This window comes from Microbacterium sp. ABRD28, from assembly GCF_003850245.1.
Taxonomy (GTDB): Bacteria; Actinomycetota; Actinomycetes; order Actinomycetales; family Microbacteriaceae; genus Microbacterium.
The window spans coordinates 273,836-295,589 of record NZ_CP031015.1; the positions used below are offsets into that span (position 1 = coordinate 273,836).

21 protein-coding genes and 1 other annotated feature are annotated in these 21,754 nt (G+C 71.0%); of the genes, 5 read left to right on the forward strand and 16 right to left on the reverse strand.

The genetic code is table 11. The features are described 5' to 3' along the window. The first annotated feature begins 15 nt into the window (after positions 1–15). Both DT073_RS01355 and DT073_RS01360 read left to right on the forward strand, forming a co-directional pair. Positions 16–1,280, forward strand: a protein-coding gene (locus tag DT073_RS01355; protein WP_240638678.1) for an IS3 family transposase whose coding sequence is annotated in 2 segments (ribosomal slippage) — positions 16–307 and positions 307–1,280 — 1,266 coding nt in all. Because the reading frame shifts where the segments join, the coding sequence is not laid out codon by codon here. Next, positions 300–428, forward strand: a sequence feature (AL1L pseudoknot). It overlaps the preceding gene by 129 nt. Further along, positions 1,228–2,562 (forward strand): HNH endonuclease signature motif containing protein, encoded by a 1,335-nt coding sequence (locus DT073_RS01360; RefSeq protein WP_240638679.1) that lies wholly within the window; start codon positions 1,228–1,230, stop codon positions 2,560–2,562. Before DT073_RS01355 ends, DT073_RS01360 begins: the two co-directional genes overlap by 53 nt. A 27-nt stretch (positions 2,563–2,589) precedes the next feature. On the opposite strand, the gene DT073_RS01365 is transcribed toward DT073_RS01360, so the two are convergent. After that, entirely contained in the window at positions 2,590–3,516 is a 927-nt protein-coding gene (locus DT073_RS01365) for an alpha/beta hydrolase (protein WP_124291767.1), read from the reverse strand. A 55-nt stretch (positions 3,517–3,571) separates the two neighbouring features. On the opposite strand from DT073_RS01365, the gene DT073_RS01370 reads away from it, so the two are divergent. Next, positions 3,572–4,855 (forward strand): FAD-dependent oxidoreductase, encoded by a 1,284-nt coding sequence (locus DT073_RS01370; RefSeq protein ID WP_240638680.1) that lies wholly within the window; start codon positions 3,572–3,574, stop codon positions 4,853–4,855. Here the strand turns inward: DT073_RS01370 and DT073_RS01375 are convergent. The 12 genes from DT073_RS01375 to DT073_RS01430 all read right to left on the reverse strand — a co-directional run bounded on the left by DT073_RS01375 (position 4,836) and on the right by DT073_RS01430 (position 17,008). After that, on the reverse strand, positions 4,836–5,234 hold the full coding sequence (locus tag DT073_RS01375; protein ID WP_124291768.1) for an ester cyclase: 399 nt from the start codon (positions 5,232–5,234) through the stop codon (positions 4,836–4,838). The two genes, DT073_RS01370 and DT073_RS01375, sit on opposite strands and share 20 nt — an antisense overlap. Positions 5,235–5,264: 30 nt before the next feature. Next, positions 5,265–5,801: a GNAT family N-acetyltransferase gene (locus DT073_RS01380; RefSeq protein WP_124291769.1), complete on the reverse strand. Its 537-nt coding sequence runs from the start codon at positions 5,799–5,801 to the stop codon at positions 5,265–5,267. A gap of 43 nt (positions 5,802–5,844) precedes the next feature. After that, positions 5,845–6,585, reverse strand: coding sequence for a sulfite exporter TauE/SafE family protein (locus DT073_RS01385; protein WP_124291770.1), 741 nt, complete (start codon positions 6,583–6,585; stop codon positions 5,845–5,847). A gap of 3 nt (positions 6,586–6,588) precedes the next feature. Further along, entirely contained in the window at positions 6,589–7,431 is an 843-nt protein-coding gene (locus DT073_RS01390; RefSeq protein ID WP_124291771.1) for a uroporphyrinogen-III synthase, read from the reverse strand. A gap of 158 nt (positions 7,432–7,589) precedes the next feature. After that, positions 7,590–7,892 (reverse strand): hypothetical protein, encoded by a 303-nt coding sequence (locus DT073_RS01395; protein WP_124291772.1) that lies wholly within the window; start codon positions 7,890–7,892, stop codon positions 7,590–7,592. Then, a complete protein-coding gene (locus DT073_RS01400; protein ID WP_124291773.1) occupies positions 7,882–8,283 on the reverse strand; it encodes a phage holin family protein in 402 nt (133 codons plus the stop codon). The genes DT073_RS01395 and DT073_RS01400 overlap by 11 nt, the downstream gene beginning before the upstream one ends. Before the next feature lies 1 nt (position 8,284). Next, positions 8,285–8,665: a hypothetical protein gene (locus tag DT073_RS01405; RefSeq protein ID WP_124291774.1), complete on the reverse strand. Its 381-nt coding sequence runs from the start codon at positions 8,663–8,665 to the stop codon at positions 8,285–8,287. 99 nt (positions 8,666–8,764) lie between these two features. Beyond that, positions 8,765–10,228, reverse strand: coding sequence for a protoporphyrinogen/coproporphyrinogen oxidase (locus DT073_RS01410; RefSeq protein WP_240638681.1), 1,464 nt, complete (start codon positions 10,226–10,228; stop codon positions 8,765–8,767). Next, positions 10,212–10,931 carry an ABC transporter ATP-binding protein gene (locus DT073_RS01415; RefSeq protein ID WP_124291776.1) on the reverse strand — a complete coding sequence of 240 codons (720 nt, stop codon included), beginning with the start codon at positions 10,929–10,931 and terminating at the stop codon, positions 10,212–10,214. The genes DT073_RS01410 and DT073_RS01415 overlap by 17 nt, the downstream gene beginning before the upstream one ends. After that, complete coding sequence (locus DT073_RS01420; protein ID WP_124291777.1) at positions 10,928–11,890, reverse strand: ABC transporter ATP-binding protein; 963 nt, start codon at positions 11,888–11,890, stop codon at positions 10,928–10,930. Before DT073_RS01420 ends, DT073_RS01415 begins: the two co-directional genes overlap by 4 nt. A gap of 4 nt (positions 11,891–11,894) precedes the next feature. After that, on the reverse strand, positions 11,895–14,624 hold the full coding sequence (locus DT073_RS01425) for an FtsX-like permease family protein (RefSeq protein WP_124291778.1): 2,730 nt from the start codon (positions 14,622–14,624) through the stop codon (positions 11,895–11,897). Further along, complete coding sequence (locus DT073_RS01430) at positions 14,621–17,008, reverse strand: FtsX-like permease family protein (RefSeq protein WP_124291779.1); 2,388 nt, start codon at positions 17,006–17,008, stop codon at positions 14,621–14,623. The genes DT073_RS01425 and DT073_RS01430 overlap by 4 nt, the downstream gene beginning before the upstream one ends. Before the next feature lie 79 nt (positions 17,009–17,087). Here DT073_RS01430 and DT073_RS01435 point away from each other — a divergent pair, with 79 nt between their 5' ends. Beyond that, positions 17,088–17,660: an HhH-GPD-type base excision DNA repair protein gene (locus tag DT073_RS01435; RefSeq protein ID WP_124291780.1), complete on the forward strand. Its 573-nt coding sequence runs from the start codon at positions 17,088–17,090 to the stop codon at positions 17,658–17,660. After that, a complete protein-coding gene (locus tag DT073_RS01440; RefSeq protein WP_124291781.1) occupies positions 17,657–18,079 on the forward strand; it encodes a DUF1801 domain-containing protein in 423 nt (140 codons plus the stop codon). The genes DT073_RS01435 and DT073_RS01440 overlap by 4 nt, the downstream gene beginning before the upstream one ends. Before the next feature lie 33 nt (positions 18,080–18,112). On the opposite strand, the gene DT073_RS01445 is transcribed toward DT073_RS01440, so the two are convergent. The 3 genes from DT073_RS01445 to DT073_RS01455 are packed head-to-tail and all read right to left on the reverse strand — an operon-like array spanning position 18,113 to position 21,709. Continuing rightward, on the reverse strand, positions 18,113–19,498 hold the full coding sequence (locus tag DT073_RS01445) for a glycine--tRNA ligase (protein WP_124291782.1): 1,386 nt from the start codon (positions 19,496–19,498) through the stop codon (positions 18,113–18,115). A gap of 19 nt (positions 19,499–19,517) precedes the next feature. Further along, a complete protein-coding gene (locus tag DT073_RS01450; RefSeq protein WP_240638682.1) occupies positions 19,518–19,880 on the reverse strand; it encodes a DUF4870 domain-containing protein in 363 nt (120 codons plus the stop codon). Continuing rightward, entirely contained in the window at positions 19,877–21,709 is a 1,833-nt protein-coding gene (locus tag DT073_RS01455) for a glycoside hydrolase family 15 protein (protein ID WP_124291783.1), read from the reverse strand. The genes DT073_RS01450 and DT073_RS01455 overlap by 4 nt, the downstream gene beginning before the upstream one ends. Between the last annotated feature and the right edge of the window lie 45 nt (positions 21,710–21,754).

Sequence of the window (21,754 nt, forward strand, 5' to 3'; positions counted from 1 at the left end):
GAGAGGATGATGACTATGCCAGCGCAGAGGAAGTATCCGCCGGAGCTTCGTGAGCGTGCGATGCGGCTTGTGGCTGAGGCCCGGAAGGAGGATCCGGAGCTGTCGCTGAATCAGGCAGTGGTCCGGATCGGGCAGCGTGTCGGGGTCAATTCCGACACGCTGCGGGGTTGGTGCAAGCAGGCCGCGATTGACGCGGGCGAGCGTCCCGGGACGACGACGAGTGATGCGGCTCGGATCAAGCAGCTCGAGGCGGAGAACCGGGAGTTGAAGAGGGCGAACGAGATTCTGTTGGCGGCCTCGTCGTTCTTCGCGCGGGAGCTCGACCCGCGACTGCCGTGGTAGTTCAGTTCATCGACGATCATCGTGACCGGTTCGGGGTCGAGCCGATCTGCCGGGTGCTCAGCGAGCATGCCGTGCCGATCGCTCCGTCCGGTTACTACGCGTTCAAAAAGCGGCCGCCGTCGGCGCGGGCGATCAGCGACGCGGAGATGATCGTGCAGATCGAGAAGGTGTTCTGGGACCGAAAGCTCGGCCGCGGGATCAGCGGCGCCCGGAAGGTCTGGCACCTGCTGCGACGGCAGGGCACCGTCGTGGCCCGTTGCACGGTCGAACGGCTCATGCGGCAGCAGGGGCTGCGCGGGATCCGCCGCGGCAAGCAGTTCATCACCACCAAAGCGGACGGGGCGGCATTCCGGCCGCCGGATCACGTGCAGCGCTGCTTCCGCGCGAACCGGCCGAACGAGCTCTGGGTGGTCGACTTCACCTATGTTCCGACGTGGTCGGGGATGGCGTTCACCGCGTTCGTCACCGACGTGTTCTCCCGCAGGATCGTGGGCTGGCGGACCATGAACCGGATGCCCACCGACCTCCCGTTGGATGCGCTCGAGATGGCTCTCTGGATCAGAGACCGCGCGGGCCAGGACGTCACCGGCGTCATCCAGCACTCGGATGCCGGATCGCAATACACCGCGATCCGCTACGCCGAGCGCCTCGCCGACGTCGGCGCGATCGCATCGATCGGAACGGTCGGCGACTCCTACGACAACGCCCTCGCCGAGACAGTTGTGGGTCTCTACAAGACCGAGTGCGTGAAGATCGACGGCCCGTTCCGCACAGCCGACGAACTCGAGCTCGCCACGCTGTCCTGGGTGCACTGGTTCAACGAGAATCGGCTGCACTCATCGATCGGATACCTCACACCGATCGAGAAGGAGAACCAGTACTACCGTGAGGTCAACCCCCAGAGCCAGCCGGCGCTGGGAGAACTCGCCCTCCACTAAACCCGGGGCGATTCAGGCGGCGCTGGAGGCGAAGGAGACCCGGTTGCTCGCGGATGCGTATGCGTTGACGCTTGAGCAGCGATCTCGGGTGGGGTCGGTGTCGTCGCGGGAACGGGACATGCCGCTGCGGTCGATGGCGCTGGAACTGGGGATGGCGGTGCGGGTGAATGACCGGGCGATGCAGACCCAGATGCATGACGCGCACGAGTTGATCGAGCTGTTCCCTCAGACGATGGCGGCGCTGGTGGAGGGGCGGGTCAGTCGGGCGCATGCGCAGGTGATCCAAGACGCGGGCCGGGTGATCGAGGATGCCGCCGACCGGGCGGCGTTCGAACGCATCGTCCTCGTCGAAGCCGAACGGCAGACCGTGCCGAGGACGAAGAAGTACGCCCTCCAGCGTGCGGCGGTGTTGGACCCGAGGCCGTTGCAGGAACGACATGACACCGCGATCCGGGAACGCCGGGTGTGGGTCACCGACCTCGACGACACCCTGTCGACGTTGACGATCCTCGGTGGGAACGTGTACATCCACGGCGCGTTCAACCGGCTCACCGGGCAGGGCACCACGATCAAGGACGTCGACCGCGCGAAGCGGCGCGAGTACGCGGCGACGCAGGGTGAAGCGGGTGCGCCGGAGGAGGAAACGGCAGAGCCGTGGTTCGATGACCGGTCGTTGGATGAGATCCGCTGCGACCTCGCCCTGGACATGCTCCTCGCCGGGTCCCCGGTGATCGACCCCACCGACGGGGCGAAGGGTGGGCTCGGGGCGATCACCGCCGAGGTGCAGATCACCCTCCCGATCACCACCCTCACCGGGGTGACGACGTCGGGGGCCGAACTCAACGGAGTCACCCCGGTCGACCCCGAGACAGCCAGAAGGATGGCGGGAACGACCAGGGTCTGGGACCGGGTCATGACCGACCCCATCACCGGGGTCGTCACCGCAGTGGACAGGTATCAACTGCATCCCTCTCAAACCCGGTTCCTCAACGCCAGAGACGTCACCTGCCGAACACCGGGATGCCGCAGGCCCGCGAAACTCTGCGACAAAGACCATTCGAGGGACTTCGCGCTAGGCGGACCAACGTCCAACGACAATCTCTGCAACGAATGCGCCCGGCATCACACGTTGAAACACGCCACGAACTGGCACGTCGAACAACTCCCCGGCGGGGTGCTGAAATTCACCAGCCCTGGAGGGAAGAACTACGACAGCCACCCACCCTCACGGGTCGCGTTCGTCCCCACCGACGACGGCACGCTCACCGTCGCCCCCTTCTGACCAGGGTGGGCCGGGGAACCTGATCCGTCAGGCCGGCGTCGAGATCACCTCCTGGAGCCAGGCGCGGGCACGCGAGAGAAGTGCCCGAGCCGGCTCGGTGTCACGGGCCCAGCTCTCGAACCCGTGTGGACCACCCGGCACGACATCGAGGGTCGTCGGTACCCCGGCCGCAGTGAGCCGCCGTGCGTAGTCCTGCACCTCCGGAAAGAACAGTTCGATGTCGCCCACCGCGAGATAGGTCGGAGGAAGTGCCGAAACATCCTCCGTTCGTGCGGCAGCGGCATACGGTGGCACGTCCGCACCTCCCGCCCCGTCACCGAGATAGGCGGTCCACCCGGCCCGATTGAAACGGTTGTTCCAGATCGGATGGTCGATCTCGTCCAGAGTCGCGTCCGCCGCCGTCCGGTCGTCGATCATGGGCGCGAACAGCCACTGCCCGATCGGCTGCACCCCGCCCTCATCCCGGATGCGCTGCACCACCGCCGCCGCGAGCCCGCCTCCCGCACTCTCCCCACCGACGACGATCCGTCCGGGGTCGACCACGAGAGCACCGGCGTGAGCCTGGATCCAACGCCAGCCGGCGTGGACATCGTCGTGCGCCGCAGGAAAGGGATGCTCGGGCGCGAGGCGGTAGTTCACCGAGACGACGACGATGCCGAGGTCGCGTGCAGTCTCTGCGCACAGCCGTTCGTCCTGACGCGTGTCGCCGATGATCAGGCCACCGCCGTGGACCCACATCAACGCTGCGTCCTTCGAGCGCACGTGCGGCCGGTAGACCCGGGCGCGCTGGCCTGCCGCACGGATCGAGGCCACCTCGACGCCGACGATCCGCGGCACCGGCAGCACGCGCGCACCCCCGCGGAGCAGGGAGCGTACCCACCGCCGCGACACATCCGGAAGGCGCGTCCTGCGCGTCGACGCACGGAGCGCGGGGTCCACCCGATCGATATCCATCGTCACTCCTCCGGTCTGCTCGCGGGAGAGTTCCCCTCCCGAGTATCTTCGTCGCGTGACCGAAGGCATCCCTGCCGCGACCCACTGCACGACCTGCGCGATCGTGGGTGGCGGCCCCGCGGGTATCGTCCTCGGCCTCCTGCTCGCCCGCGCCGGCATCGAGGTGACGGTGCTCGAGAAGCACGCCGACTTCCTCCGCGACTTCCGCGGTGACACGGTCCACCCCGCCACCCTCGGTCTCCTCGATGACCTCGGCCTGTTCCCGCGATTCGACGCTCTGCCGCACTCGAAGATCCGTCGGGCGTACTTTCCGGGACGCGAGGGCTCCGACGTCTTCGCCGACTTCAGCCGGCTGCCGGTGCGGCATCCGTACATCGCCATGGTGCCGCAGTGGGATCTGCTCGACCTGCTTGCGGAGACCGCCGCCGCTGAATCCACCTTCACGCTCCTGCGCGAGCACGAGGTGACGGCGGTGACGCGCCGGAACGGCCGGGCGACGGGCGTCAGCTTCACCTCGCCGAACGGCGACGGCCATCTCACCGCCGACCTCGTCGTGGGGTGCGACGGCCGCTGGTCCACCGTCCGCCGCAGTGTCGGGCTTCCGGTGCGCGAGATCCCCGTCGGCTTCGACGTCTGGTGGTACCGACTGGCCAGCGACCGACACCTCGACGAGAGCCTCCTCCCCCGGGTGCGCAACGGCAAGGTCGCGATCGGCATCCCCCGGCGCGGCTACGTGCAGGTCGCCGCACTCGGATCGAAAGGCACGGATGCCGCGGTCCGCACCCGCGGCATCGACGCCTTCCGCCAGGACGCGGCGATGCTGTTCCCGGAACTCGCCGATGCGGTCGACACGATCGCGACCATGGACGACGTCAAGCACCTCGACGTGCGACTCGAGCGTCTGCGGCGCTGGCATGCGAACAACGTCCTCTGCATCGGCGACGCCGCCCACGCCATGTCACCGGTCGGAGGCGTGGGCATCAACCTCGCCATCCAGGACGCCGTCGCCGCCGCCCGCTTCCTCGCCGGCCCGCTCGCACGAGGAGAACTCTCCCGCCCCCATGGCAGCCGCGTGCTCGCCCGCGTCCGCAGACGCCGTCTTCCGGCGGTGGTCGTCATCCAGACCCTTCAGCGCATCCTCCACGCGCGCGTGATCATGCCCGGCCTGCGAGGGAGCCCCCTGGATCCTCCCGCGTGGCTCCTGCGCCTCGTGCGCGTCATCCCGGCGCTGACCGTCGTTCCCGCCTTCGCGATCGGGGTCGGCATCAGACCCGAGCGCGCGCCCCGCTGGGCAGGCCGGCCGGGGGCCGCTGCGCCGATCAGGCGCGAGGCTCGGTGAGCTGCAGGCGCAGCTCGAAGGGCTCGGATCCCGAGAACGCGGTGACACGACCCGCCGCCAACGTGTACACGGCGAACTCGGCGACGTTCACATGTCTTCGTGTGGGGGCGATGCCGTCCCAGACCCCGGTGTGGGTGCCGCTCCCCCGCACGTGCGCGGCGACGCGGTCGTCTTCTGCGACCACCTGGATGATCCGCCACCGCCAGTCGGGGAAGGCGTGGAAGAGGTCTTCCAGATCACCCACCCAGGCCTCGACACCCGCAGGCCGATGGGCGCGCCGCACCTCGGCGTGGACGAAACCGCGGATCGCGTCGAGGTCGTGGCGGTTGGCCGCATCGATGTAGTCCGCGAACCACTCGTGCATCTGCCAGGGCTCCACAGGCCCATTATCGTCAGCGAGCCGGGCACATCACCGTTCGCGGGCCAGGATCGCCCAGGTGTCGAGAGTCGTCCACTCGCCTTTGAACCAGTCCGCCTCCACCGCGCGACCCTCGTGCCTGAACCCCAGTCCGGTGAGGAGTCGCGCGACGGCGGCGTTGCGCTGATCCGACGTCGCGATCACCCGATGCGCACCGTGATCGTCGAACAGCGCGGCGACGACCGCCCCCAGGGCCTCGCCGGCGACACCGCGTCGCTGATGCTCGGCAGCCACCGTGACGCCGACCTCGTAGGTGTCGGGCTGCTCGGCCACGGTGTGGACGGCGACATCGCCGAGGAGGGCGCCGGAGGCGGCATCCCGCACGCCGATCTGCAGCCACTCCCCCGCCGACGGGGGGAATCGCGTCGGCTGCCCGGCGAGCAGGTCGTCGGCGTCGGTTGCGCTGTACTCGGGCGTCCACGACTGCCACCGCGCGACATCGGGGTCGCGACGGTAGGCGACGAAGGCGTCACGGTCGTCGGCGCCGAGCGGAGCCAGGACCAATCTCTCGGTGCGCAACGCGATCACGTCGGCAGGCTACCGCGGGTGACGGCGTCGAGGGCGGAAGCGGTCAGATCAGCAGATAGACGGCGCCGACCACCGTCAGGATGATCACAAGTCGCTCGAACAGTCGCTGGTCGATCCGGTCGGCGATCCAGCGCCCCCCGAGGGCCCCCGCCACCACGAGCGGCGCGAGGATCGCGTCGAGCACGAGACCGGGCACCGTGATGAGGCCGAGTCCGACGGAGAAGGGCACCTTGCTGATGTTCACGATCGCGAAGAGCCACGCCGCGGTGCCGAGGAACTCCTTCACGGGAAATCGTGCGGCGAGGAAGTACATCGACATCACCGGCCCGGCCGCGTTGGCGACCATCGTCGTGAAGCCGCCCAGCGTGCCGTAGACCGCCGCGGCCCCGCGCCGAGGCGGTCCCTCGACGAGAGCGGATGCCATGCGGCGACGCCACAGCGTGACCGCGATCACCCCCAGAAGAAGCACGCCGATGGTGCGCTTCACCCACGCGTCATCGGCGACGGCGAGGAAGAGCACCCCGACGAGAAGCCCGGCGACGATCGCGGGTGCCAGCCGGAGCAGCGCCCGCCAGTTGACGTGCCGCACGTACATCGTGATGGCGAACATGTCGGCGAGGATCAGCAGCAGCAGGATCGTGCCGGTCGACTCGCGGGCGGGAAGCACAGCGGCGAACGCTGCGACGGCGAGGGTGCCCGCCCCCGGCACCGCGGTCTTGGACAGCCCGATGACGACCGCCGCGACAGCGAGCAGAACCCAGGCGAACAGGCTGAGTTCGGGCACCCCTCAGACTTCGCGACCGGCGCCCGGCAGCCGGATCACGCCCGTCTGCGGCGCGAACTCGTCGGCGGCGTGGGGCAGCGAGAACGTCGCCACCGCGGCGATGAGCGCATCGACGGTCTGCGTGTCGGCGACGACGTCGACAGCCAGACCGGCACGACGGGCGTCGCGCGCGGTCCGGGGTCCGATGGCCGCGATGACCGTCGTGTCGGGAATGTGGGGGAACTGGGCGTGCACCTGTTCGGCCACCGACCCACTGGTGACGAGGATGGCGTTGATGCGGCCGCTCTCGACATCGCGGGCGACGCGGTCGGCGACGGGCACCCCGACCGTGCGATACGCGACGACGCTGCGCACCCGGTGACCCGCATCGCTGAGGCTGCGTGTGAGCACGGGCTTGGCGATCTCGCTCCGGAGGGTGAGGATGTCGACCGGCTCCGGCTCGAGGCCGATGAGCTGCTCGGCCATTCCCGCAGCGGAGTTGTCGCGCTCGGGGACGAGGTCGACCTTGTACCCGACGGCCTGCAGGGCTGCCGAGGTGGTCTCGCCCACGGCGGCGACCTTGGTGGACGCGGGGATCGTGGCGCGATAGGCGTAGAGCACGTCGACGGTGGTCGCACTCGTCACCGTGAGCCAACGGAAGGCACCCGCGGCGAGATCGGCCAAGGCCTTCTCGAGGGTCTCGTGATCACGCGTGGGGGCGAAGTTGATCAGCGGAGCGATGACCGGCGTTGCGCCCTGACGGCGAAGCGACGCCGCCACTCCATCACCCCACGGACCCCCGCGGGGCACGAGGACGCGCCAACCCCCGAGGGGCTTGGCTGACGGGTCCTGAGCTGCGTGGTTCATTCAGTCGACTCTCGTGGGGCGTGTTCGGCCGCCCGCACTTCGAGCAACCGACGCGCGCAGGTGCATGTGCGCGATCGGCAGCATCCGCTCCATTGCACTGCCTGCTTCCCGAGCATACCCCGGGCCGCTCAAGACCGCCTCGTGACCGATATTTCAGTTCACCGGGTGTACGAGCGCACGAACAGCCATACGAGTCCGCCCACGGCCGCTGCGGCCGCAACCACGGCGGCTGTCGCCGCCCCGGGACTGCGCCGCGCGAAGTCGCGCGCGCGCTCGACCTCGCGTTCGGTCGCCTCCGACACCCTGCGCGGGACGTTCGCCTTGACCTCGATCGCGGCGAGCGCAGCCTTCAGCTCGGCCCGCGCCTGCTCCACGGGGTCGTCGATGCCGATCGGCACCGCGGTCCGGGGAACGGGGACGGGGGCCACAGCGCTCTTGCGCGGCGAGATCTCAGAGCTCATCGCGCACCTCCTTCACGTCGAGGGCGATCGACTGGACCGGGGTCTCCCGGCTGGACAGCCGCCGGAAGCGGAGGTAGCCCAGCAGCGCCAGGATCACGGTGATGAGGATCATCACGGCGAACACGACGATGGCCGACAGCCACACCGGCCACCACGACGACAGGCCGGCGATGACGAAGGTGCCGAACACCGGCACCGACCAGAAGAGCACGAACAGAGCCGCGACGAACCAGCCCGCCCCGATGCCGGCATCCTTCGCGGTCTTCGCCAGCCACTTCTTCGCCGATTCGATCTCGGCGACGATGAGGTTCTTGACCAGCTCGGGAATCTCGCCGACAAGCGTCAGCAGACTGTCGTCAGCCCGGTCGCGGAAGCCGCGCGGGGTCGTCATATCAGGCTCCGGAGTGGGACGCGGGCGACGTCTTCGCCGCAGCAGCCGACGCGTCGGACGCGGCGTCGGCAGCGGCATCCTTCACGGCTTCCGCCGACGACTTCGCGGCGCGCTTGACCTCGGCGGCCTTCTGGTCGCCGCTGGTGTCCTTGGACGTCGCCGCCTTGGTCACCTTCACCGCGCCGTCCCACAGCGTGCCGGGGATGGATGCGGCGCTGGATTTTGCGAACTCCGTCACTTTCGCGACCTGCTTCTGCACCGGGGGCTGGTTCCACAGCTTCTCGGCCTGCGTCTTGATCTGCTCGTAGCGCTCGCGCCCCGCACGGGATCCCAGGACGTAGCCGGCGGCCAGTCCAATGACCAGCCCGATCTTGCCTCGCATGACGTCTCCTCACGTTCGTCGGGTGAAATCCCTTACACAGTAGCGGCGTATTCCTCTGACGGCATCCGCCCTTGACGTGTGCAGTCGCGCGGGGCACAATCAACCGGCCACGCCGCCGAAGAGGACGCCTCGTCGAAGCGCGTCGGCCTCGACGACCGCATCCTCCACGACCTGCGCGAGCCCCGTTCCGGCCAGCCAGGCACCGACGACGGCGATGCCGGGCGCCGCTGCGAGCGCGGCGCGGGCACGGGTGGCGCGCTCGGCCCGTCCCCGGGCTGTCGCGGGCGGCGGTTGTTCGTAGCGATATCGGCGCGCGCCGCGCAGACGGACGCCGTCGAGCGGGAGGGCGAGAAGAGCGGATGCCTCGGCGAGCGCCATCGCCGTCGCCGCGGCGTCGTCGAGCGCAGCCGTGGCCGGTGGATCCCCCGGGCCGCCGAAGGTCACCCGCGCGACGACGCCGTCCTCACCGGCTTCAGCGCGAAGCCCGTCCCACCGGCCGGTCTGGTGCAGGAGCGTCGATGCTCTGCGGGTTCCCGGCACGGCGTGCACCACCGGCCCCGGGCGGTCGACCGCGCCGCCGGGGGCGTCGAAGACGAGGGTGATCGATTCCAGGGGCACGGTGGGGGCGACATCGACCGCGAGCGAGGTGAGCTGCGGCGCGGCATCGGCCAGGAGCGCCCGTGCGGCGTCCTCGTCGACGGCGACGACGACCGCGTCGGCGGCGACGGCCTCGTCGCCGGTCTGGACCAGCCACGGCCGAGCGCCGACGTCGGGGGAGCGCCTGATCCCGGTCACCGGCGCCTCGGTGCGGATCTCGACGCCGAAGTCGTCGAGGCGTGCGGCGAGGCCGTCGACGATCCGCGACATCCCGCCCGAGAGCCCGGCGAGGCCCTCTCCTGCGCCGTCACGCTCGGCGCGGACGGCCGCCACGGCGCCGGCGAGAGAGCCGGTGCGGGTGAGGGCGGCGTTCAGGCCCGGCGCGACGTCATCGACGACGACATCGTCGGGATCGACCGCGTAACCGCCGACACTGAGCGGGGCGACGAGTCGGTCGCGGACCCGGTCGCCCATGCGGGTTCGCACCAGGCGCCCCAGGCTCTGCTCCTGACCGATCGTGAGCGGTGGGCGGAGCCGGTCGAGGTAGGCGCGCCACGCGCCGGACCATCCGATATGGCGGCGGACGTCGTCAGCCCACGCATTCGCAGGAATGCCGAAGACGGTCTCCGCCGGGAGCGGCGCGACGCCGGTCGCGCCCGCGATCCAGCGGCCGGCATGGTCGGGACGGATCACCGCATCGCCGAGCCCCACCTCGTCGAGGACGGCCGCGACCACCCCGCCGCGCGTGGAGAACCCGTCGGCGGCGAGATCCACCCCGACCCCGCCCACATCCTCGCGGCGGATGACGCCGCCGACCCGGGTGTCGCGCTCGAGCACGGTGACGTTCATGCCGACCTTCGCGCACTCGAGCGCGGCGACCAGGCCCGCGACGCCGCCACCGACGACGATCACGGCCTTGTCGGCGGGATTCGCGGGAACGGATGGGGCGTCAGCGGCGTCGGTCACGACGCAGTCTCCCTTCGGCGGCCACCAGTCGGCCGTCATGCAGTTCGGCGACCCGATCGGCGCGTGCGCGGAGGATCGGATCGTGGGTCGCGACCACCGCGGCGATGCCTCGGGTGTGGACGAGGTCGACGATGAGGTCCATCACCGCTGCCGCGGTGCGGGAGTCCAGCTGCGCGGTCGGCTCGTCGGCGATGAGCACGCGCGGCTCGGCGACGATCGCCCGCGCGATCCCGACCCGCTGCTGCTGCCCGCCCGACAGCTCGCCGGGCCGCTGCCCGGCGTGGTCGGCGAGCCCCACCTGCCGGAGGGCTTCGGCGACCCGCGCATCGCGTTCGCCGGGGTCGGTGCGGGCGATCCGCAGCGGCAGCTCGACGTTCTCGGCGGCCGAGAGTACGGGGATCAGTCCGAACGACTGGAAGACGAACCCGAGATCGCGGCGGCGAATCTCGGCCAGGGCGTCCTCGTCGAGCGATGTCGCCTCGGTCTCACCCACCCACACGCGACCCGCGTCGGGGCGATCCAGCGTGCCGAGGATGTTGAGGAGGGTCGTCTTCCCCGCGCCCGAGGGCCCGGTGACGACGACGAGCTCACCGGCACGCACCTCGAGGTCGATGCCGACGCAGGCGTGCACGTCGCCGGCGGCGCTGCGGAAGGTGCGCGTGAGACCCTCGCCGCGAAGGGCCGCGACACCGGGGCCGCTCACGGCCGATCCTCGCGGGGAGCGTCGGGGGCGGCATCCGCTCGCTCCTCCGGGCGCACCTGGACGTGGTCGGGTTCGAGCGCCAGTCGCACGCGGTCGCGGAGGTCCAGCGCCGCGACGAACTCATCGGGGAGCTGGAGTCGTCCCACCCGGTCGAGCACGGCGTACTCCTCGGCGATGTGCTCCTCGGCGCCGTGCTCATCGACGCGTGTGGAGCGCAGCACCTCGGTGGAGGTGCGCCCGTCGCGGATCTGCACGGTGCGCGCGACATGGTCGGACACCCCGGGGTCGTGCGTGACGATGAGCGTGGTGATTCCCCGCTCGCGGTTCACGGTGCGCATGGCTTCGAGCACCTGGGCGCTCGTGGCGTCGTCGAGTTCGCCGGTCGGCTCGTCGGCGAGGAGCACCCGCGGATCGTTCGCGATGCCGACGGCGATCGCGACCCGCTGCTGCTCACCGCCGGACATCTCCGCCGGTCGACGGGCGACGCAGTGCCCCACGTCGACGAGATCGAGAAGCTCCTGCACCCGCGCTCTCCGGGCGGCGGCCCCGCGGGGCGTTCCCGTCACGGCGAGGCTCGCCGCGACGTTCTCGGCGGCGGTGAGATAGGGGAAGAGGTTGCGCGAGGTCTGCTGCCACACGAACCCGACGCTGCGGCGGCGGAAGCCGACCCGCTCCTTCTCCTTCATCGTCAGAAGGTCGTGGCCGGCGACCACCGCCACTCCGGCGGTGGGACGATCCAGGCTGGAGAGGATCGACAGAAGCGTCGACTTCCCCGACCCCGAGGCGCCCACGACGGCGACGAGCTCTCCGGCGTCGACCCGCAGGTTCAGCCCCTGAAGGGCTTGGACCTCGATCCCCGGGCCGGAGGCCGTGGGCACCTGGAAGATGCGCACGAGGTCGGCGCACCAGATGTCGGCGTCGGGCGCCGCGCCCGGGCGCGAACGGGTGGTGGGATCCATGGTCCTATCCTTCCTCGACCGTACGCAGGAGGCGCGAGGTGCGGGCGCGGCGCGAGACCGCGAGGGCGATGAGCGTGGCGAGCGTCACGAGCGCGACGAAGGCGCCGAGGGTGACCCCGAGGATCACGGGGTCGACGGCATAGGCGGGCTGAGCCGTGGACCCGGTGAACGACCGGAGGTCGACCCCGGCCAGGATGACCAGCGGCACGAGAGTACCGAACAGGGTGCCCGCGACGAGAGCGGCGAGCCCCGCCGGCGCGACTTCCCACGTCGCCAGGGCGCGACCGATGCGGGCAGGGGCGCCGAGGGTGCGCAGCAGAGTGAGCAGCCGCGCCCGCGGCTCAGCGGCGAGGGTGAGCGTCATCACCACCGCGAGGGCGCCGAGGAGTGCGGCGAGCGCCGTCGCGGCGAGGAGCGCGGCGCGCAGACCCGCGACGGCGGGACTCGCTTCGATCTCGTCGGTGATCTCGCGGGCGGTGTCGATGCGGAGCGTGGGGCTCACCACCTGCTTTACGGCGTCGACGACCGCGACGGGGTCGGCGCCGGGCGCGAGCCGCAGCACGGCGGTGCGGTCGCTCGGATCCCGTCCGAGGGCCTCCTCGGCGGCCGAGGCGTCGAGCGCCAGCCAGGCCGCGCGCGCGCCGATCGGGGCCGGACCGTCGAGCACCCCCACGACCTCGGCGGGCACGGAGCCGACCCGCAGACCGTCACGACCGTCGATCTCGTCGGCGAGGGCCGTCGAGACGACGATCGGAATCGACCCTGACGCCGGTGCCAGCGAGACGCCGGGCGGCAGCATCCCCGGGCCCTCCCCCTGCACCGCGCGGAGGTCGTCGGCGTCGACGACGAAGGCCGAGGTGCCGACCCGCTCACCGTCGATGTCGAGGGTGACGGGCTCGGCACCCGAGATCCCGGTCGCCCCCGCCACGCCTTCCAGGGCGCCCAGCTGCGCGAGCTGGTCGCGGGTGATGATGCCGCCGGCCACCCTGATGTCGGCGCCGATCTGCGCGCCCGCCGATCGGTCGATGCCCGCCTGGACGGTGGAGAGGAGGATGCCGGAGGAGACCGCCACCGACACCCCGACCACGAGTGCGAGCACGGGGGTCAGCCCGATCGCGGGCTCCCGCAGCGCCCGCACGGCTCCGAGATAGCCCTCGAGGTCGCGGGCCCCGCGGGATCGCCGGAGGATCGCCGCGAGCGGCAGCGGATACAGCCGGAGCGTCACGACGCACGCGACGAGCGCGAGCAGCAGCGGGGTCGCGGCGGTGAGGAGGTCGGCGCCGTCACCCGCGCCGCGGATGAGCAGCAGGGTGAGCGCGAGGGCGGCGAGGACGAGCACTGCACCCTCTCCGATGACGCGCAACCGCGATCCGCGCCCGCCGAGGTCGGCGCGGGGCCGGCGGTCGGCGGCCGACGGCGCGAGGACGGCCAGCATGACGGCGGGAACAAGACCGACGGCGACCGCCAGCCCGACACCCGCGACGTCGGGAACGGTTCCGAGGGCCAGCTGCGTGAGGACCACGCCGATCCCGACGCCGAGGAAGGCCGGAAGGATGCCGCAGGCTACGCCGTCGAGCGCCAGAAGAGCCCGCAGCTGCGGGGTGTCCGCGCCACGCGCGGCCAGGAGGCGGAGGGCGGGCCGGCGGCGGTCGAACACGAGCCGACAGCCGAGGATCAGCACCGCGGCGGCGACGCCGATCGGGCCGGAGGCGATCATGGCGACCACCCCTGCGGTCGCCCGCTCCTGGGCGAGCGCGGCATCGATGGCGCCGATGACGTCGGCGGTGAACCGCAGGCTCAGGATGCCGCCGGTGCCGCCGGACGTCTCGGCGACGGTGTGCCCCACCGCAGTGAGGAGACGAAGGCCCGCGGCGACCGCCTCGGCGTCGCGTGCGTCGACCGCGGTCTCGTCGAAGGGGTACCAGACGGTCGTGGTGACGCTCGCGCCCTGCGGGGAGGTCGCGCGAAGGGACGCCGGATGGGCGAACCCGGTGCCGGTGACGACCCGCGGCCTGTTGCCGTCGTCGAAGATGTTCGGCTCGAGCACCGAGGCGACGTGCTGCCAGTACGCGCCGGCGGGATCGACGGGGGCGAAGACACCGACGAGCACGACGTCGACGATGCCGCCGAAGCCGGTGATCTGACGCGTGGCGTCGCGTTCCCACTCGAGCTCGTCGGCGGTGTCGGCCGACAGGATGATCTCGATCCTCCCGAAGGCCTGACCGTCCGCGACCTCGGCGCCCGGCTCGACGAAGACCGCGGGCTCGGGCAGCCGGCCGTCGACGATCTCGATCTCGTCTTCGTAACGGGGGTCCACGGCGACGGCGATCTCCGCCGTCCCCGGCTCGTCGGCCAGGGCGGCCGGTGAGCCGACGGCGACCGTGCGCGCCGGCTGCAGGATGTCGGGGAGCGGCGCCGCCGCCTCGCCGCGGATCCGTTCGACCTCGGTCGTGAAGCCTCCCCAGACATCGTCGACGACGCTCGGGTTGGAGAACAGCACCTCGGGCGCGACCTGCGGGATGCCGTTCTCGTCGGCAACGACGTCGCGCTCGACCGCGCTGAGCCCTGCGAGCCGGTACTGCACGGTCGCGTCACCGAGGCGCCCGAGGGCGACCGGAGCCGCGGTGGTGAGCACAGTGAGAACCAGCACGAGCAGGGCGACGACGAACGCTCCGCCCGACGCGAAGCCGAGGTGGTGGCGCAGGAGCGCCGCCCGGGTCACGCGGCCGCTCACCGGGCCTCCTCCCCCACGAGCGCGTCACGGGCCGCGCGGCCGACGCCCAGGCTCGCACCGACGACGATGAGAGCGAGCCCGGCGACGAGCGCCGTCACGACGCCGATGAGCGGCAGCCACGTAGGCTGAAGCGAGAGGGCGACGGGAAGGATGCCGGGCGTCGTCGCGCGGACGAGGGGTGCGGCCAGAACGAGCGCGACCGCCGTGCCGGCCGCCACGCCGAGGAGGGCGGAGCCGCCGAGGATCGCTCCGAGTTCCCCTGCGCGCAGCCGCGCCTGCCGACCAGCGGTGACGCCGAGCGCACGGAGGACCGCGAGCTCGGGCCCCCGCGCGAGAGCGAGCGACCGGATGATGGCGAGCGTGGCGATCAGCGCGAGGAGGGCAGCGCCGCCGGCGGCCACCCACCACCCCGGAACGAGCACCCCGACCATCCGGTCGGCCACCCCGGGAGCGGCCACGCGCACGGCACGGTCGTCGAACGCCGCGCTGAGCGCGGCGTCGGAATCCGCGCGGCCCGCAGCCCACACGCTGCCGGGGAGGGCGAACGACGTTCCCCGCTGCAGGGAGGCGACGAGAAGGTCTTCCGTCACCGCGAAGACAGCGTCGGCGCGCGACGCCCCGGGAATGGCTTCGACGACGGCGGTGACGAGCACCTCGCCGCGGCGCCCGGTGCCGGCCACCCGGTAGTCGAGACGGTCACCCACGGCGACGCCGAACCGCGCCCCGAACGCTTCGGAGACCGCGACCCGGAGGGCCTCGGCCGGCACGGCTGCAGGCCCGCGTTCCCGGCCGTCGGCGAGCCAGACCACCTGCTCGCGGTCCCCACCCTCGAAGACGACGGAGCCGGCGAGGTCGAGGGCCTCTCCGCCGACCGCCGAGACCTGGTCCAGTGTCACCGTTCCTGCGGGCACGCCGGGGGTCGGGCCCACGCGCACGATGAGCGCGGCCAGCGTCCACGGCGCTGCACCGTCGGGGAGAGCGGCTTCGGCCCCCACCTGCGCGCCGTCGATCGACGTCAGTGACAGCGGCTGGGCCACAGGCGTCCCGCGCGCGTCGAGGAGGATCGCGAGCGGCTGCAGCGCACCGCTCACGTCAGCACCCGTCCACTGCGTGGACACGATGACCGAGAGGCCGGTGGCTCCCTCGCCGAGCGTGACGGGCGCCGCGCGCACGACGTCGCCCGCACCGGCATCCTCGTCCTCACCGGTGACCGCCCGCACGAGCGCCTCGGGGTCGGCCGCGCCGCCCGCATCGGTCATGACTTCCGGACCGAGAGCCGCGGGGAGTGCGACGAGGCTCACCTCGTCGTCCCCGAACTCGAGGATGTCGGTGACCGCGCCCACCCCCTCGTCGATGCCCTCGACGGCGGTGGCCGCGGCGAGATCCGCGGGCGAGGCGCTCTGGGGCGCCAAGTCGACGCGGAGGTCGGCACCCACCCGCAGCGCGGCGGAATCGGTCGCGGCGGCGGCCCAGGTGCCGGCGAAGGTGCCGGCGAGGATCGCCTGCGACACCGTCAGGGCCACGAGCATCACGGCCACCCCCGAGAGCGGGAGCCGGCGGGCGATCTGGCGGCGGCCGAGCGCGGTCTCCAGGCCGCGGGCGCGCGCCGCCGGAAGAGCCGCGATGCGCGCGACGACCCCGAACGCGGCGAGCGCTGCCAGCGCCGCGGCGAGGAGGACGACGGTGGGGGTGAGCGCCACGATCGGGTCGAAGCCGCCCGGCCGGGCGAATCCGAGCTGCCAGAGGCCGAGGGCCGCTGCGGCGGCCACGAGGACCACGGCGGCGATCGTGGTCGCCCGCGCTCCCCGGCGACGCGTGTTCGAGCGCCGCGCCAGCGCCACGACGAGGATCACCGCGAGGAGCAGGGCGATCAGCGCTCCGACCGCCGCCTGCGAGAGCGCCGCGGACGCGGCATCCGTCCCTCCGATCGCCGACGCCAGCCCGGCGGCGGCGACCGCTCCTGCGATCGCGCCGGTGACACCCACCGACAGCGCCTCGATCGCATGGAGCACGAGCGCCTGGCCGCGCGAGAGCCCCCGGGCGCGGGCGGTGTCGGTCTCGTGCTCGCGCGCGGCGGCGAGCAGCCGACCGAGCTGCGCCACCGCGGCCCCCGCGACGACCGCGACGGTGACGAGGAGGGAGGGAAGCGCGGAGGCGAGCGACGCCGCGCCGACGGCGACCGCGGCGGCGACCTCGTCCTCGGGGGTGCCGGCGGCCGCGGCGGCACGGGCGAGCGACTCGGCATCGCCGGTGACGACGAGGATGAGGAGGACGGTGGCCACCGTCACGGCGACGGTCGCCGAGAGGGCGGCGAGATGCCCGGCGCGGGCACGGGCCCGGCGCACGACCAGGCGAGCCGTGCCGATGGTGCGCGGATCCGCCACGTCGCGCACCTCCTTGGTCCGATCGATGAGTGGTCCGATCGATGGCTCCTGACAACCTAACGGGTGCGAGACTGTCGGCATGACGCTTCACATCACCGGTGATGAGACCGCGGATCAGCTGCTCACGAACGATCCGCTCGCACTGCTGATCGGGATGCTGCTCGACCAGCAGGTGGCGATGGAGACCGCTTTCGCAGGGCCGTTGAAGATCTCCGAGCGGGCCGGCGCCTTCGACGCGGCAGCCCTCGCCGATTTCGAGCCCGATGCCTTCGCTGAGCTGTTCTCGGCCACCCCGGCGGTGCACCGCTTCCCCGGCTCGATGGCGGCGCGCGTACAGTCGCTGTGCACCGCCGTCGTCGAGGAGTGGGACGGCGACGCCTCGGCGATCTGGCGGCGCGGCGAGCCCGATGGCGCCGAAGTGCTGAAGCGCCTGAAGAAGCTCCCCGGGTTCGGGGAGCAGAAGGCCAAGATCTTCCTCGCCCTCCTCGGCAAGCAGTACGGCTACACCGGTGCCGGATGGCGGGAGGCCTCCGCCCCCTACGGTGAGGAGGGGGCGTTCCGCAGCGTCGCCGACATCGTCTCGCCCGAGTCGCTGACGAAGGTGCGCGAGTACAAACGCGCGGTGAAGGCGAAGGCGAAGGAGTCGTCGTGAAGACGACCGGCGGCGACGTCGAGCAGTACATCGCCGCGGTGACACCCGAACGTCGACGGCGGGACGCCGAGACGCTCGTGACGATGATGCGCGAGATCTCCGGCCGCGAGCCGGCGCTGTGGGGCACGATCATCGGCTTCGGCAGCTGCCACTACCGCTATCCCACCGGCACCGAGGGCGATATGCCGCTGCTGTCGTTCGCGCCGCGCAAGGCGTCGACCACGGTCTACGTCGACGCCGTCGCCGCGCACACCGACGACCTGGCGAAACTCGGTCCGCACACCTCGAGCGTGTCGTGCATCTACGTGAAGGACCTCGAGAAGGTCGATCTCGACGTGCTGCGCCACATCCTGGTGCAGAGCTTCGCGTCGGTGACGAGCGGCGGCGGCGAGGACGCCGCCATCACCGTCACCGGCTGAGCCGGTCACCGGCGAGCAGCGTGGCCGGCTGAGTCAGGCCCCCTTCAGGCGCTCCGCGAGGTAGGCACGAAGGCCCTCGAGAGGCACCCGTTCCTGACCCATCGTGTCGCGGTCGCGGACGGTGACCGCCCGGTCCTCGAGCGAATCGAAGTCGATGGTGACGCAGAAGGGCGTGCCGATCTCGTCCTGGCGGCGATAGCGACGACCGATCGCGCCGGCGTCGTCGAAGTCGACGTTCCACTGCCCGCGCAGGTCGTCGGCCACTTCGCGGGCGATCGGCGAGAGCTGCTCGTTGCGTGAGAGCGGCAGAACGGCGGCCTTCACCGGAGCCAGGCGCGGGTCGAGGCGCAGCACGGTGCGCGTGTCGGTGCCGCCCTTGGCGTTGGGCGCCTCCTCCTCGTGGTACGCGTCGACGAGGAACGCCATCATCGATCGGGTCAGACCGAACGAGGGCTCGATGACGTAGGGGGTGTACTTCTCCCCCGAGGCCTGATCGAAGAAGGTCAGCGACTGGCCCGATGCCTCGCTGTGGCTCTTGAGGTCGTAGTCGGTGCGGTTGGCGACGCCCATCAGCTCGCCCCACTCCTTGCCCGGGAAGCCGAAGCGGTACTCCAGGTCGATGGTGCCGGCGGAGTAGTGCGCGCGGTCCTCGGCGGGCACGTCGAAGCGACGCATGTTCGCCTCGTCGATGCCGAGGTCGACGAACCAGCTCCAGCAGGCCTCGACCCAGTGGTGGAACCACGTCTCGGCCTCGGCCGGCGGGGTGAAGTACTCGATCTCCATCTGCTCGAACTCGCGGGTGCGGAAGATGAAGTTGCCAGGGGTGATCTCGTTGCGGAACGCCTTGCCCACCTGGCCGACGCCGAACGGGGGCTTCTTGCGGCTGGCAGTGAGCACATTGGAGAAGTTGACGAAGATGCCCTGCGCGGTCTCGGGGCGCAGGTAGTGCAGCCCCGACTCGTCATCGACGACGCCGAGATACGTCTTCACCAGACCCGAGAACGCCTTGGGCTCGGTGTACTGCCCCTTCGTGCCGCAGTTCGGGCACGGCACCTCGGCCAGGCCGTTCTCGGCGGTGCGGCCCTTCCGCGCTTCGAAGTCCTCGATGAGGGTGTCGGCGCGGAAGCGCTTGTGACACTGCAGGCACTCCACGAGGGGGTCGGTGAAGGTGGCGACGTGGCCCGAGGCCTCCCACACGCGCTTGGGCAGGATGATGGAGGAGTCCAGGCCCACCATGTCGCCGCGTCCGCGCACGAAGGTCTGCCACCACTGGCGGCGGATGTTCTCCTTCAGCTCGGTTCCGAGGGGGCCGTAGTCCCACGCGGAGCGCGATCCGCCGTAGATCTCGCCCGCTTGGAAGACGAACCCGCGATGGCGAGCGAGGGCGATGACTTTATCGAGACGGGACTGGTCGGGCACCCGTCGATTCTAGTGAGCCCTATCGGACGAACGAGATCGACAGCGGGTAGGTGTACCACTGGCCACGGTTGGCGGCGACGGCGGCGAGGATGCAGAACACGATGTTGAGGACGTAGGCGGCCAGGATGACGAAGATCCCGATGAGGAAGAAGGTCAGGATGCCGCCGACGAGGTAGGCGATGATCAGGGTGAGCTGGAAGTTCAACGCGGTCGCGGTGTGCGCCCGCACGAACGGTCCGCGATCCCTCAGCACGAGATAGCCGATGAGGGGGGCGAGGAACCCGAGGAAGAGTCCGCCGAGGTGCACGAGGGTGGCCCAGAGCTTCTCATCGGACGGGTTCATCGGTTCGGCAGCGGGCGGGACGGGCGGCGGCGTGGTCATGTTCCTAGCATCCTGTCGAGGTTGACGGCGGCGGTGATGAGGGCGAGATGGCTGAACGCCTGCGGGAAGTTGCCGAGCTGCTCCCCGGTGAGGCCGATCTCCTCGGCATAGAGACCCAGGTGATTGGCGTAGGTCAGCATCTTCTCGAACGTCAGCCGCGCGTCATCCAGTCGGCCCGACCGGGCGAGGGCGTCGACGTACCAGAAGGAACAGAGGGTGAAGGTGCCCTCCGCCCCGCGCAGGCCGTCAGGCGATGCTGCCGGGTTGTAGCGGTAGACGAGGCTGTCGGAGACGAGCTCCTCGTCCATCGCCCGCAGGGTCGAGAGCCACAGGGGGTCGCGTGGCGAGACGAAACCGGTCCGCGGCATGACCAGGAGCGATGCATCCAGCACGTCCGTCCCCTCGTGCTGGACGAAGGCGTGACGCTTGTCGTCCCATCCGGCGGTCATGATCTCGGAGTAGAGCGCGTCGCGCTCGGTACGCCACCGGACGATGTCGGCAGGTTTTCCGATCGATTCCGCCAGACGGATGCCGCGGTCCAGCGCCACCCAGCACATCAGGCGTCCGAAGGTGAAGCGCTGCCGTCCGCCGCGGGTCTCCCAGACTCCTTCTTCATCGCGCTGCCAGTTGTCGCACACCCAGTCGAGCATGCGGGCGACCTCGGTCCACCCGCGGTGCGAAAGCATCAGGCCGTGGGCCTGAGCGTGGGCGATGGAGTCCATGACCTCGCCGTAGATGTCCAGCTGCAGCTGGTCCTCTGCGCCGTTGCCGATGCGGACCGGTCGGGAGCCGCGGTAGCCCTCGAAGTCCTCGAGCACCGTCTCGTCGAGGTCGTGGGTGCCGTCGACGCGGTACATGATCTTCAGCGGACCCGATTCGTCACCGACGCTCTCCTTGACGCGATCGGCGAGCCACGCCACGAAGGCCTCCGCCTCGTCGGCGTACCCGAGCGCGAGCAGAGCCGACACCGAGAACGACGCGTCGCGGATCCACGTGTAGCGGTAGTCCCAGTTGCGCTCGCCACCGACCTGTTCGGGGAGTCCGGCAGTGGGTGCGGCGACCATGGCCCCGGTGGGCGCGTAGGTGAGGAGTTTCAGGGTGATGGCCGAACGTGTGACAACCTCCCGCCAGCGACCGCGATAGGTCGATCTGTCCACCCATTCCCGCCAGAACCGCTGGGTGCGTCGGAACATCCGGTCCAGCTCACCGGCCGAAACCCGCTCGGCGCGGGTACCGCCGGTCTCCAGGAGCAGCCCCGTGCTTTCGCCGGCTCGAAGCTCGCCGCGGACGCGAAGGGCGCCGTCGACCATCTCCAGGTGGCCGGCGGGAGCACCGTCACGCTCGATGACGTCGCCGACCCGGTGAACGGTGAGGGTCTGGCCGGCGCCGGTGAACACCACACCGTGATCGGGCGAGGCCTCGATGCTCTCAGGAGGTCGTCCGTACCCGAACCGGGGGCGGACCTCGGCTTCGAACTCCATCACACCGCGCACGACGCGGATGAGGCGTGCGATGCGGTGACGCTGGGTATGCCCTCGTCCGGCGATCGGCATGAAATCGACGACCTCGCCGACACCGTCCTCGGTCATGAACCGGGTGATGAGGATGGCGGTGTCAGGGAGGTAGAGCTGCCGGGTCACGACGTCTTCGGCGATCGGCCGGATGCTGCAGAACCCGCCCGTCTCGGCGTCGAGGAGCGACCCGAAGATGCTCGGGGAATCGAACCGCGGCGCGCAGAACCAGTCGATCGTGCCGTCGGTGGCCACCAGCGCCGCCGTCTGCAGGTCGCCGATCACGCCGTGATCGGCGATGTTGGGGTAATCCGCCATGAGGCCCTCCCGTCGGATCCCATCGTGTCAGCTGGAAGGCCCGAA

Excerpts from the sequence above, each read along its gene's own strand:
- DT073_RS01435 (WP_124291780.1), top strand. The coding sequence starts at position 17,088 with ATGACGCTTCACATCACCGGTGATGAGACCGCGGATCAGCTGCTCACG.
- DT073_RS01455 (WP_124291783.1), bottom strand. The coding sequence starts at position 21,709 with ATGGCGGATTACCCCAACATCGCCGATCACGGCGTGATCGGCGACCTG.
- DT073_RS01400 (WP_124291773.1), bottom strand. The coding sequence starts at position 8,283 with ATGACGACCCCGCGCGGCTTCCGCGACCGGGCTGACGACAGTCTGCTG.
- DT073_RS01405 (WP_124291774.1), bottom strand. The coding sequence starts at position 8,665 with ATGCGAGGCAAGATCGGGCTGGTCATTGGACTGGCCGCCGGCTACGTC.
- DT073_RS01365 (WP_124291767.1), bottom strand. The coding sequence starts at position 3,516 with ATGGATATCGATCGGGTGGACCCCGCGCTCCGTGCGTCGACGCGCAGG.
- DT073_RS01420 (WP_124291777.1), bottom strand. The coding sequence starts at position 11,890 with ATGGATCCCACCACCCGTTCGCGCCCGGGCGCGGCGCCCGACGCCGAC.
- DT073_RS01395 (WP_124291772.1), bottom strand. The coding sequence starts at position 7,892 with ATGAGCTCTGAGATCTCGCCGCGCAAGAGCGCTGTGGCCCCCGTCCCC.
- DT073_RS01390 (WP_124291771.1), bottom strand. The coding sequence starts at position 7,431 with ATGAACCACGCAGCTCAGGACCCGTCAGCCAAGCCCCTCGGGGGTTGG.
- DT073_RS01450 (WP_240638682.1), bottom strand. The coding sequence starts at position 19,880 with ATGACCACGCCGCCGCCCGTCCCGCCCGCTGCCGAACCGATGAACCCG.